This is a genomic window from Psychrobium sp. 1_MG-2023 (assembly GCF_030689115.1).
In the GTDB taxonomy this organism is placed as follows: domain Bacteria; phylum Pseudomonadota; class Gammaproteobacteria; order Enterobacterales; family Psychrobiaceae; genus Psychrobium.
Window position 1 is genome coordinate 1 of the sequence record NZ_JAUYVJ010000018.1, and the last position, 12,310, is coordinate 12,310.

The following is a 12,310-nucleotide window of genomic DNA, read 5'->3' on the forward strand; positions in this document are numbered from 1 at the left end:
CGATGAAAAGCATTCATCGGATTTTGATCTCATTGAGCCATTTTTCAAGTTATTTTTTACTTAACTGATCGGCATTAGAACCATAGGTTCGCTTTTTTGGCTTATAGCACCAAGGAAATATCAACGAACACTTAGCCATTTGCTCTTGTTTTTTCGCTGCTTGTCGGCTGAGCGGCTTATTCTTATCAGTGGCGTCATGTTTCTGTCATCACCTCGTCATTTTGCTCTGTTGTCATAAGTAGTAATTTATATATTTACTATCAATAGGTTATAAAATGAAGAAGTCGATAATTGCGATTAGTCTACTGACACTGCTAGCGGGCTGTAGTCTTGAAGGTGATGATGGTCAGCCAGGTGTGGCCGGTCAACAAGGGGCTACAGGGCTTAATGGTAGTGACGGGCGTAATGGTGAAAATGCGAACGCATTGCTGGATGTGTCACTTGTTGCACGTGCGCAGCTGAATGTTGAATCTCCAGAAGGCGCTGCTGAAATAGTGGCTTATCATAAAGCGTCACAGCAAATTTTTGCTTTAAATAGCTCGGGTGACAAAGCCGTCGTTGAAGTCTTGTCAGCCAAGGATTTTGATAGCGCGGCATTAGTCAAAGACAGTGAAGGTGTTATAAACAATAGTAACTTAGTCAGTCAACGTACTATCGACTTGTCGGCAAACACAACCGGGGATGCTAATAGTATTGCTATTTCCGAAGCGAATCACTTACTGGCAGTGGCTATGGCTGCCGACACTGGTGTGTTGGGTAAGATTGCCTTCTATGACATTTCAGCAGACGTTCCAGTGTTTATTAAAAACGTGACTGTTGGCTATTTACCCGACATGGTGACTTTTTCTCATGATGGCTTAAAGGCTGTGGTTGCCAATGAAGGCGAACCTGCAGGTGATTATTCTATTGATCCTGAGGGCTCAATATCAATTATTGATATTGTTTCTGGTACCCCGCAGGATACGGCGACCGATCTTAGCTTAACCGTCTTTAATGGCCAGCAAGAGGCACTTGAGGCCCAAGGGGTTATTTTCTCAAGCCCTAATGGCAGAACCATTAACGGTAAGCTGATTAGCACCACTGTAGCGATGGATTTAGAGCCAGAATATGTCGCTATATCACAAGATAGCAGCAAAGCGTTTGTGACGCTGCAAGAGAATAATGCATTAGTTACGGTTAACCTTAACGATAATTCGATGTCTATTAAGGGCTTTGGCTTTAAGGAGTGGGGGGATCTTGATTTTGATGCCTCTGATAAAGATGGCGGCATCAACTTTATGCGTTACCCTGGCCTAAAAGGGATGTATCAGCCAGATTCTGTGGCGAGCTTTCAATGGCAAGGTGCTGACTTTATTGTCACTGCTAATGAGGGGGATGGCCGTGAGTATTTCTTTGACTCTGCCGATGAAACGAGCTGTCTCGCTGCTGGCGGTCTCGACTTTGATAGTGACGATGGGTGCTTGGCCTATACCGATGAAAGTCGAGTTGAAGATCTTAGCTTAGCGGCTAACTTTGATTACCTCAATAATGACGACAATGATATCGGTCGATTGAAGGTATCAACAATATTAGGTGACGCTGATAACGATGGCACTTTTGAGTCTCTGTATACCTTTGGGGGTCGCTCATTTACGATTTGGGACAGCAACGGTCTAGTCGTTTTTGACTCAGGGGATATGGTTGATCGCATCACTGCTTCTATTCATGGTGAACAGTTTAATAATGATGAAGATGAAAATGAAGGGGATACACGTTCTGATGCTAAAGGGGCTGAGCCAGAGGCATTAGCCATTGGTCAAGTCGGGGATCGCACCATTGCGTTTGTTGGTTTAGAGCGTATGGCGGGTATTATGGCGTTTGATATTACAAACCCTTATAACAGTAAGTTTTTAGACTACTTTATTAACCGCGGTACGGTGGAAGGTGCTGATATTACTGGCGACCTAGCGCCTGAAGGGATGGTTTTTGTTGCTGCAAGTGACAGCCCTACCGACGAGGCGTTATTGATTATTGGCAATGAGATATCGGGAACCGTGGCTGTCTGGCAAATCGTTGAGCGCTAGTGGCAGTTGATACCTCGGTAAGCGTCATTAATTTAATTTCACGTGGCTCATGATATAAAAAAGCGAACCGTAGGTTCGCTTTTTTGGCTTATAGCACCAAGGAAATATCAGCGAGGACTTGGTTATTTACTTTTATTTTTTTCGCTGGTGATTGGCTGAACATATTTAGGTGAGCGAGGCCCGTGCGGCAAGCCATTATGGCGCTCTGATGATAGTAGTCGGTTTGCTGTAATCGCGGAAAGATCAAACCCTGTATCAGCAGTCGTTTCAACAATTTGGTTGACGGCTGCTTCGACCAACATGCCAATAATCCCCCCACCTTCATTATTCCGATGTTCTGACGATGACGCCGAGGCTCTACCTTGCCATAATGTCGTCCCAGTACGGAGATCAACTAAGGTCGCAGATACGCCAACTGTGGTATCACTGGCAATGACCACATAATTAGTCCCGTACTGTTCAATAGTGACATATAGCGCGGAATCAGCGCCAAAGATTTGATGAAGTTTTTGTATCGGAACCGCATGCGCATCACTGGCCACAGTAAGGCCGTTACTCTTAAAGGTTTGATCGACTACAGCGACGGGAAACACATAATAACCAGATTCCGCAATTGGGGCGGTTATTTGCGAGATAAAGCTGTAAGGAGCAATGATTTCAGGAGTGTTATTTATTGGGGGAAGGACTAGAATCGAGTGAGGGTTAGCCTCTCTAAATGCACTATAATCATGTGCGGGTGGCAGGCTGGCACAGCCACTTGCTAGAGTGATCACTACTAGTGTTAGAATTAGTTTAACTTGATGCATCTTGAACTTCCTTGCCAGAATTTAATAGGAAGTTGATGTAATGTGCTGACTCTGGAAATAAGCGTTTTTCTTGTTCGAAGTGTTCAACACCGAGCGTATTATTGCCTGTTTCAAAATACAACATTCCTAAATGGGCATGGATACCAGGAGCTATAGCTTTGTTTTTTGCTGCGGCGGTGTCAATGACGGCCTGTAACACGGAAATTTGCTGTTCAACAGTAACATCCTCAGCCTTAAAGTAACTATAAACAGCATTATTATACTGACCGTAGTAATACTGAGGTTCGATAGTCTTGCAGCCTGAAACGGCGGTAATTATTACCGCAGCGAACATGATCTTTTTCATGAGCTTGATAGCCTTAGATTTTCCAATGTCCAGACTCAATGCCTGTCACTAGCTTATTCACCACTTCACGAATCGCTAAATCTAATACTTTACCGTTTAAGGTCGCATCGTAGCTAGCGGTGCTACCAAACCCAATGATTTCACGCTCAGAAAGACTATATTCCCCTGCACCTTGAACCGAATAAACAATTTCAGATGTTGTCACATTAACCACGTTAAGCGTTACTTTGGCATAAGCAATTTGTGTTTTTCCCTTGCCCAAAATACCAAAAAGCTGCTTATCGCCAATTGCTTTGCGACCAAATTCAGTGACATCCCCAGTCACTATAAACTTTGCCCCTTTGATTGTTTGTGTCGTACCCGATCGGGCGGCTTCATCGGCTAGCTGTATCATGTTATCTCTATCGAGAACACTAAAACGATTTGTTTGTTGTAGGTGGCTCATTAATGTTGTTTTTGCTTGGTAACCTAAGCGGTCTTGCCCTGTTGAAAAAATACCATTTTGAAAGCTTGAGCGATTGACAAAGCTACCTACCACGAGTTTAGTTTGTTCACCCTTGTAGCTGGTGTTATAGCTTGCAACAGTTGGAGTTTCGACTACTTTTGAAGACGTGGTTGCACACCCTGAGATTGTTGCTAGCGCAATCACTCCAACCAAAGCGGTTTTTAATGAGTTTGTTGTATTGTTGAGCACAGAGATTTCCTTGTAATAAATTAATGGCTAAAAACCGGTATGCGTTTAGAGTCAAACGGATAGAGCTTGGATTGTAAAACAGCTAATCTGAACTTGAGATTAAGAGCTAAAACCGTTGTTGGTTAAGTTTTATACCGTAAATAGACATACAAATACAATAGAGGATAAGGTCTCCTAAGTTGTTTTTTATATTGTGATGAGCCAGGAGGTGATTTCATTATGGAGCATAACCTCAATGACAAACAGTGAATAAACACTTCGCGATGATTGGCGTTGGGTTTTATTTGATTAAAATATATTTATAGGTAATCTTAACTGGTTAACTTTAAAGGAAATATTTTAATGTCTAGACTTCTCTTAATTACTTTTCTAGTTTTATTATCAAGTGCATGCGTTTTTGTTCCTGAGCAAACAGTCCCGAGTCAATTAATTCGCCCATGCGATACGATAACGAAAAAATACACACTCGAAGTAAAGGAAGTTGAGAGCTTGGATTGTGCTGGTAATGCTATTGGCTGTTTAGTTGCTGTGGCTGGTGCGCCTGCCGCTTCTTTGGTCGTCTCTGGTAGTGTGGTGTTAGTGGGTAATACATTGCATTGGTTGGAGTATCATAGCCGTTGTGAGGGTGGTGCCGTAGATAAGTTGATGAATATCGAGCTATTAGATAATAAAGGCACGGGGTAGTTTTCTTCCTATGTCCCTAGCAAAGTAATCGGGTATAATCGCACTCATTATTTTAGATAGAGAAGCAACATGGCTCGCTTTAATGTTTTGGGCACTGCGCCTATTCCCGGTCAACAAGGTCAGTTACGCCTATTAGAACGAAACAACGAATTTACCATTAAAATTGCAGGCATCCCTGGTGACTTAATGAATAGCCGCATGCATGCGTCGGAAGATGCCCTGGCCACTTTAGCCTGTGAGCGTATTCGTAGTCGTGCTAACCCGAAGGTACTTATTGGCGGCTTAGGAATGGGGTTCACTTTAACTGCAGCGCTGGGTGCATTGGGTGATACCGCTCAAGTTACCGTTGCAGAATTAGTCCCTGAAGTGGTCGAGTGGAATAAAGGGCCATTAGGGGCGTTGAATAACTTCCCGGTTAATGACCCCCGAACTCATGTTCATGTCGGTGACGTTAAAGAAGTATTACAACAGGCCAAAGGGCAGTTCGATGCTATTTTACTTGATGTCGATAATGGTCCAGAGGGACATACAGCCGATGACAATGAATGGATCTACACCCCCGCAGGCCTAAAGGCTGCGAAAGCTGCGCTAACCTCAGGTGGTATTGTTGCTTATTGGTCAGCAGGCGCAGATTCTAAATTTACGACAAAGCTGACTAAAGCAGGCTTTAAAGTTAAACCAGTGACAGTGCGTGCTCATACCAATGGTAAAGGTGCACGTCATGTGATTTGGCTCGCTTGGTAATGAGTCACTAAAGACTAATAGTGATGTTTGAATGAAACGTGTTCAAGACACTATCCATGAGAACAAACGATTAGTTGCAATCAAACAAAATTAGCTCACGGCTCTCGAGCCATAGTGGGTATTTAGCCATGACTTTTGAAAACATTTTGCTTTGCAGGTAGTTATTAAGCCATTGACGAAGGTGTGGATAAGGCGCTTGTAGGTACCACTGGCGTTCAACACGGGCAAATTGGCGGATGAAAGGAACAAGCGCTATATCGGCAAAGCTTTCTTTATCTGAAAAAAGAAAAGCGTGTTGTGTTAAGCGTTGTTCCAATAGTTGAATATAGTGTTCGCAGGCTTGACGTTGTTCAGCGACGTTGGCTTCACGGTAGCGCTTAGCACTTTTATACTGCTCCAATCTCGTCTTAAATTCATTATCAAATTGATTAATTAAGCTCACCATTTGCGGCAAAATGTTCTCATCATGGCAGTGTAATAAGTTATCAGGGTCGCTTTGCCCTAGTGCCCATTGCATGATTTCAAAACTCTCTTCAATAATCTGTGGCCGCGCATTGTCACCTTCTTGCGGTAACACGAGTACAGGCACCGTACCTTTTGGCGATGCCTCTAGCATCTCTGGTGGTTTATCACTTAATACTACATCACGTAACTCTATCTTTTGTTTAGCTTTGTAGATGGCAATACGTGCACGCATCGCGTAAGGGCAGTTTCTTAAAGAGTAAAGGATTGGTGGTTGCATTAGGTGTCCGCCGTTTTAATACGGTTACTTATCAATTATTAATCTATTTTAACGATATTCATGAGCCGAATATACAGGTAAAATCACCTTCCTTTATCAAAACCGACCGAAATATAAGTTGTAGCAATGAATCAAAAAATAGAATTATTAGCGCCTGGTGGCAGTGTAGAAGCAATTAAGGCGGCCATTATCGCAGGAGCGGATGCGGTCTATTGTGGTTTAGATAGCTTTAATGCGCGCAATCGCGCTGCTAATATTTCATTTGATGAATTGGTCGGGATCATTCGGTTAGCACATCAATACGATTGCCAAATATTCTTAACCTTAAACATCGTGATTCTAGAACGCGAGTTTAAGGCACTGGCTAAGCTGCTAAGCCGCTTGGTTAACACCACGCTTGATGGTGTGATTGTGCAAGATATTGGCATGTTTAATTTAATTAAAAAGCATTTTCCAACCTTAGATATTCACGCATCAACGCAAATGACGACCCATAACATTGGGCAAATTCCCTTTCTGAAAAAGTTAGGCGCCTCACGCGTTAATTTATCGCGTGAATTAAACTTGCGCGAAATTACCGCAATTAATCAAGTTGCTAAAGAAAATGACACGTTGACCGAAGTCTTTGTTCACGGCTCGTTATGTGTTGCGTTCTCTGGTCTGTGTTATTCAACATCGGCGAGTGTCGGTAACTCGGGCAACCGTGGTCGTTGTAGTCAAGCGTGTCGTGAAGAATATGAAACCACGCCATCGGGTAATAACTTCCCATTAAACATTAAAGATAACTCTGCCTTTTTTGACTTGCCAGCACTTATCGATGCAGGGATTGATTCCTTTAAAATAGAAGGACGGATTAAAGGTTCTAGCTATGTCCATACTGTAGTGGATAGTTTTAGAAAACAAATTGATGGATACCTTGAAACCGGTGAACTACTAGAAGATGGGGAACGTTTATACAAGGTCTTTAATCGTGATTTCTCTAATGCTTTTTTACGTGGTGATTTAAATCAATCGATGTTCATCGATAATCCACGCGATAACTCAAAGAATTATGCGATTGAAAAGGCGAAGGAGAAGTCAGAACAGCAAATATCGGTGGTGCAAATCCATGATGCGAGCAAAGCCTATTATGATGATAAAAATGAAATCAATGCTTGTGTAGACGATAAGATCAAATACCTTAGCATTGAGAAGTTATCGTTAGCACTCAACTTTTCTGGTCAGTTAGGCCAGCCATTAACAATCACCGCAACGGCTAAAGATAACTCTGAGCATTGTATTAATGAGGTTAACATTCAGCGTTTTGTGGTGACGTCAACGAGCGTATTAAGTCAAAGTGAGCAAGGCGGGATCGACGAAACGGTGGTTCAGCAGCGTTTTAAATCATTAAATAACGCTGAATACAACCTAACCGAGTTATCAATTGAACAGCTTGATGATGGGGTAGTGATCCCTTATAAAGAACTCGATGGGATGAAAAAAGAATTAGCGACGCTGCTTAATCATTCCCAAGCGTTGTTACCTGCCGTTGACTTACCTAAACTGAAAAATCATCCGAAGGCCGACCCTAGCAAGACGGCGTTATCAATTTTAATAAGCGAGCCTGAAGACGCAGTTTTGGCTAATGCTACTGATGCCGATGTCTACTTTAAGTTACCTGATGCATATAAGCGAGGTTGCACAAAGTATGTGGACTTCTTTAATGATAATCCTCGCTTAATCCCATGGTTCCCTGCGGTACTTATCGGCAAAGATTACGATGTTGCGGTCAATATTTTAGAGCAAGTAAAGCCTGAATTAATTGTTACCAATAACACGGGGATTGCGTATAAAGCTCATGAACTGGGAATTAAATGGATTGCTGGTCCGTTTTTAAATACGACTAACTCGTATGCATTGATGGCACTAAAAGAAGACTTTGATTGTACTGGCGCATTTATTTCTAACGAGATTAATCATGGTCAGATTAGACACATTGCACGCCCCGAAAACTTTAAGTTGTTTTATAGTATTTATCACCCAATTCTGTTGATGACAAGTCGACAGTGCTTTTTCCAACAAAGCGTTGGTTGTGAGAAGCCTCGTATTGACAACGGTTGTATGCTGTCATGTGATAAATCAACGAGTATTACTAACTTGAAGGGCGTTGACTTTGCGATTGATAAGCAAAAAGCGGGTTATCCGTCGATCTATAATAAAGATCAATTTTTAAATATGGAGATCATTAACGATCTTTCGAGTATGTTTGATGGCTTTATGATTGATTTAACGAATATAGGGATGGGCGATAAAACCTTGCCTGATCGAGTTTCGTTAATTGCTCAGTTTGAGCAGCTGTTATCAGGTAATGGAGCTGTAGAGTCAGTAGTTAATGAGATGGTGCCTCAGTCAACTAATAATCAATATCATACTGGCTTGTAATTGATATCAGTGGACCTTAGAAACAAAAAAGGTAAACCATGATGGTTTACCTTTTTAAATTTTAAATTAGCTCATTAAAAAGCTAACTCATCACTCGTTAATTAAAATATTTAATTAAAGAGCTACGATGTTCTCAGCGTTAGGGCCTTTTTGACCTTGGCTAACAGTGAATTCTACTTTTTGGCCTTCAACTAAAGTTTTGAAACCTTCGCCAGTGATTGCACTGAAGTGAGCGAAAACGTCTGGACCAGACTCTTGCTCAATAAAACCAAAACCTTTAGATTCGTTGAACCACTTAACTGTACCTTGAACTTTAGACATAATAATATCCTGTAACTTAATGTAATAATGCCTTTAATAGGCTCGAATAGCGTAAAAACAGAGCGAAACTTTAAAACTACAGAGCGAGGTATTACTAATAAAACAACGAAATGAAGAATATAAACAAAAGGCTTTCTTTTTTTGCTGGTGGCAACTTTATAGAATCTAAAATTAAAGTCAATAGCTGATTAATAAATGAACGTGTTTTGTGAGGTTAATCTCTGTACTTTTCCTATTATTTTTCTATTTCTATCAATCGGGCAGTAAAGTGCCTTAGTAACGGTGGTTCATACTCAAAAGTGAGCCCCTTGATGCTGGCAGCGCTATTTTTAACCGCAATAAGACAATCTGCGATGTATTTCATATGATCATTGGTATAGACGCGCCGAGGGATAGTTAAACGCAATAACTCCAGAGGTGATTTTTTTTGCAGTCCCGTCGCTGGATCTCGTCCCAACAATAATGAACCGATCTCTACACCTCGGACTCCACCTTCTAAATATAAATGGTTAGCTAAAGCGTGGGCAGGAAACTGTTCAGGTGGGATGTGGGGTAACAACCTACCTGCGTCAATAAATACAGCATGTCCACCGGTCGGATATTGAATAGGTATCCCTGCTTCGTGGAGTAGTTCTCCCAAGTAGGCTACTTGCCCAATACGATACTCTAGATAATCTTCATCCGCACACTCCCATAGGCCAACATTTAGCGCTTCCATATCACGCCCATTAAGTCCACCGTAGGTGATGAAGCCTTCCATGGGCACACAGCTTACTTGGACATCTCTAAATAATGCCATTTCACTATTATCTTTAAAGCAGCATAACCCTCCCATGTTGACGATAGGATCTTTTTTAGCTGACATAGTAAAAATGTCACCGCATGCGAACATACTGCGGATGATATCGCCAATTGGTTTTTGTGCTAAGCCATGCTCTCGTTGTTTGATAAAGTAAGCATTTTCAGCAAAGCGGGCTGAGTCAATGACAACAAGGATGTTGTGCTTTTTCGCGATGGCCGCAACCGCCTGAATATTGGCTAAAGAGACTGGCTGACCTCCTGCAGAGTTACATGTAATCGTGATGATGATGCCAACGACATTATCGGCCCCATAATCATCGATAGTTTGTTGTAAGGCATCAAGGTCAAAGTTGCCTTTAAAGTCGGCCCATTGCCCAGTTTCAAGCGCTTGTGGCGTTAAAACATTAATGGCTTTAGCACCGCTCATTTCAACATGGGCCGCCGTGGTGTCGAAATGATAGTTTGAAATAAATACGGGGTGCTCACAATGTTTATGTTTGACCATATTTGGGAATAAGATCTGCTCTGCACCACGGCCTTGATGAACAGGAATGACATGCTGGTATTTAAATAATGTTTGCACGCTTTTTTCTAATTTTACAAAACTACGACTACCAGCATAAGCCTCATCACCAATCATTAATGCTGCCCATTGATTTGCACTCATCGCGCCAGTGCCTGAGTCTGTGAGCAAATCGATGTACACATCTTCACTCTTGAGTAAGAACGGATTATTGCCTGCTTCGCACAATGCCTTTTGACGCTCTTGTAGTGTTGTCATTTTGATCGGCTCAACCATTTTAATTCGAAAAGGTTCAGGAATTCTTTTCATCATTCATTACTCTATATTTGTTAAAGGTTCTCGAATTTACGCTAGAGACATGAGTTGCTAGAGTGGTGTGGTGTTTTAACAATGGAGGCAAGCGCGAACTAAGCGGAAGTCGCAGTTATACCACTTGGGCTGAGCAGTGAGTTGGTGACAGTTTCTTTTAGCCATACAATCATTATGGAACTAGATGCTGAAAGTTGCCAATAAAAACAGTGACAGATAGGCATTTAAGTATGAAAAGAGACCCTTTAATTGAACTTTCTCATGACGTAGTATGGCTTAGTAGAGCCTAGAAGCAGCACCATTAACTATGGCATGAAAGGGTTGAAAAACATGACGATTAATGAAAGAAATGAAGAGCAGACAATCGATGAATTACTTTATCAATTATTTGGTAATAAAGTGGAGATCCCCGTTGGAACAACTCTTTTTCGTCAAGGGGATTCCTGCCAACAGTATGTGTTTATTAAGTCTGGTGGGGTTAAAGTGTTTACCAGAAGTGAGAATGGTCGTGAACTGGTGCTATATCGAATTAAACCCAATGAATCTTGTACGCTAACGACTAGCTGTTTATTAGGGGATGCATTTTACCCCGCAGAAGCAGTGACAGAAAGTGATGTCGTTGCTTATGTACTTTCTAAACCAGCATTTTTGTCTGAATTAAACCGTTCAAGCCAGTTCAGAGCGGCGATTTTTAATAGTTATGCTCAGCGATTAAAGGACGTTATTTCATTAATATCGGAAGTCAATTTTTCCCGTATTGATGCACGTCTTGCTAAGTTTCTTTTAACTCAGTGTGAGAATAATCAACTTAACATTACCCATCAGCAACTTGCTACTGAGCTAGGATCAGCCCGAGAAGTGGTTAGTCGTCACTTGAAAGAATTTGAAAAGCGCGGATGGGTGCGGCTCTCAAGAGGGATTATCGTGCTTGATGATAAAGAGGCGTTAAGAGCCTTAGGTGAGTTTCATTTGATTTAGATCATGCAAGGGATAGCTGCTCAGGAAAATATCGTCCTTATGTGACTTAGTCACTGAACTTTTACATCGTTTAACCAACAATTGTTTTGATAATTTAATTAGAGGTTAAACAAGATGAAAAACGTTGGTCAGATAGACAAAATTATTCGAATTGCAGTTGGATTATTATTGCTAAGTACGGTATTTATTGGTCCCCAAACATTATGGGGACTAATAGGGTTGGTACCATTGTTGACTGCTTTTATTAGTTTTTGTCCACTTTATAAAATCATTGGGTTAAGTACTGTTAGCAAAGAACAATAAGCATTGAATCATTGTGGACTGTTTAAATCGAACGAGCTAATAGCCCAGGTAGCGTCACTAAGCCTCGATCTTTACTAGTCACTCTACCTTGGCTGTCGATAAAATAGTAGCTTGGGTAAGCGTCGACTTGCCATTGACGCTTTAAGGTTTGATCGCCAAGCAACGTTGGTAAGTCAAATTGATGCTTTTGTTTAAAGTCCTCAACCGCTTGTGGGTTATCCCAATCTAATGCCACCATAATAACCTGCGTATTGGGCTTCATGGTAGTGAACACATCAAGAGATGGTTGGCTTAATGCGCACACCGTACACCATGGTGCAAAGAAATAGACCAAATGTTGGGGAGCATCTGCCCACTCTTTGAGGCTGTCTTCAGGCTTTAATAGCTGGGCGTGAGCGCTACTGGTTAAGTTACTCACATGTTGATTATCTGAGAGCATGTGTCGAGTTAATAGCTGCGTTAAGAACATCATTATGAATATTATTAACACTAGGTGAGTAGACCAATGATTTATTATACGAATTATCTTACTTTTAGGCTTTTGTTGGAGATCTGACATAGTAAACTCTGGACTG

Annotated in this window: 13 protein-coding genes; 6 read left to right on the forward strand and 7 right to left on the reverse strand. The window is 41.6% G+C overall.

Translation table 11 applies throughout. The annotated features are described in order from the left end of the window. Positions 1-275: 275 nt before the first annotated feature. Entirely contained in the window at positions 276-2,063 is a 1,788-nt protein-coding gene (locus Q8W26_RS10550) for a choice-of-anchor I family protein (RefSeq protein WP_101214917.1), read from the forward strand. Positions 2,064-2,185: 122 nt separating this feature from the next. On the opposite strand, the gene Q8W26_RS10555 is transcribed toward Q8W26_RS10550, so the two are convergent. From Q8W26_RS10555 to Q8W26_RS10565, 3 genes are read right to left on the reverse strand one after another with little or no spacing between them, the layout of a single operon-like run. Beyond that, the gene (locus Q8W26_RS10555; RefSeq protein WP_101214918.1) at positions 2,186-2,869 is read right to left on the reverse strand and encodes a DUF799 domain-containing protein; all 684 of its coding nucleotides are present in this window, start codon (positions 2,867-2,869) and stop codon (positions 2,186-2,188) included. Next, entirely contained in the window at positions 2,856-3,215 is a 360-nt protein-coding gene (locus tag Q8W26_RS10560) for a DUF4810 domain-containing protein (protein WP_101214919.1), read from the reverse strand. Before Q8W26_RS10560 ends, Q8W26_RS10555 begins: the two co-directional genes overlap by 14 nt. Positions 3,216-3,228: 13 nt before the next feature. Further along, on the reverse strand, positions 3,229-3,873 hold the full coding sequence (locus Q8W26_RS10565; RefSeq protein ID WP_370694277.1) for a CsgG/HfaB family protein: 645 nt from the start codon (positions 3,871-3,873) through the stop codon (positions 3,229-3,231). A 378-nt stretch (positions 3,874-4,251) separates the two neighbouring features. On the opposite strand from Q8W26_RS10565, the gene Q8W26_RS10570 reads away from it, so the two are divergent. Both Q8W26_RS10570 and Q8W26_RS10575 read left to right on the forward strand, forming a co-directional pair. Beyond that, positions 4,252-4,593 (forward strand): hypothetical protein, encoded by a 342-nt coding sequence (locus Q8W26_RS10570; RefSeq protein ID WP_101214921.1) that lies wholly within the window; start codon positions 4,252-4,254, stop codon positions 4,591-4,593. Between the two features lie 69 nt (positions 4,594-4,662). Beyond that, on the forward strand, positions 4,663-5,337 hold the full coding sequence (locus Q8W26_RS10575; protein WP_101214922.1) for a hypothetical protein: 675 nt from the start codon (positions 4,663-4,665) through the stop codon (positions 5,335-5,337). 70 nt (positions 5,338-5,407) lie between these two features. Here Q8W26_RS10575 and Q8W26_RS10580 read toward each other — a convergent pair whose 3' ends face one another. Then, the gene (locus Q8W26_RS10580) at positions 5,408-6,079 is read right to left on the reverse strand and encodes a glutathione S-transferase (protein ID WP_101214923.1); all 672 of its coding nucleotides are present in this window, start codon (positions 6,077-6,079) and stop codon (positions 5,408-5,410) included. A 126-nt stretch (positions 6,080-6,205) separates the two neighbouring features. On the opposite strand from Q8W26_RS10580, the gene Q8W26_RS10585 reads away from it, so the two are divergent. Then, positions 6,206-8,500 (forward strand): peptidase U32 family protein, encoded by a 2,295-nt coding sequence (locus Q8W26_RS10585; protein ID WP_101214924.1) that lies wholly within the window; start codon positions 6,206-6,208, stop codon positions 8,498-8,500. 114 nt (positions 8,501-8,614) lie between these two features. Here Q8W26_RS10585 and Q8W26_RS10590 read toward each other — a convergent pair whose 3' ends face one another. Beyond that, a complete protein-coding gene (locus tag Q8W26_RS10590) occupies positions 8,615-8,821 on the reverse strand; it encodes a cold-shock protein (RefSeq protein ID WP_101214925.1) in 207 nt (68 codons plus the stop codon). Between the two features lie 235 nt (positions 8,822-9,056). After that, positions 9,057-10,457, reverse strand: coding sequence for a tryptophanase (locus tag Q8W26_RS10595; protein WP_305473319.1), 1,401 nt, complete (start codon positions 10,455-10,457; stop codon positions 9,057-9,059). A 327-nt stretch (positions 10,458-10,784) separates the two neighbouring features. Here Q8W26_RS10595 and Q8W26_RS10600 point away from each other — a divergent pair, with 327 nt between their 5' ends. Both Q8W26_RS10600 and Q8W26_RS10605 read left to right on the forward strand, forming a co-directional pair. Beyond that, positions 10,785-11,432 (forward strand): Crp/Fnr family transcriptional regulator, encoded by a 648-nt coding sequence (locus Q8W26_RS10600; protein WP_305473322.1) that lies wholly within the window; start codon positions 10,785-10,787, stop codon positions 11,430-11,432. Between the two features lie 114 nt (positions 11,433-11,546). After that, positions 11,547-11,735: a DUF2892 domain-containing protein gene (locus Q8W26_RS10605; protein ID WP_101214927.1), complete on the forward strand. Its 189-nt coding sequence runs from the start codon at positions 11,547-11,549 to the stop codon at positions 11,733-11,735. Between the two features lie 22 nt (positions 11,736-11,757). Here the strand turns inward: Q8W26_RS10605 and Q8W26_RS10610 are convergent, their stop codons facing one another. Continuing rightward, positions 11,758-12,207, reverse strand: coding sequence for a redoxin domain-containing protein (locus Q8W26_RS10610; protein WP_305473324.1), 450 nt, complete (start codon positions 12,205-12,207; stop codon positions 11,758-11,760). Positions 12,208-12,310 lie beyond the last annotated feature (103 nt).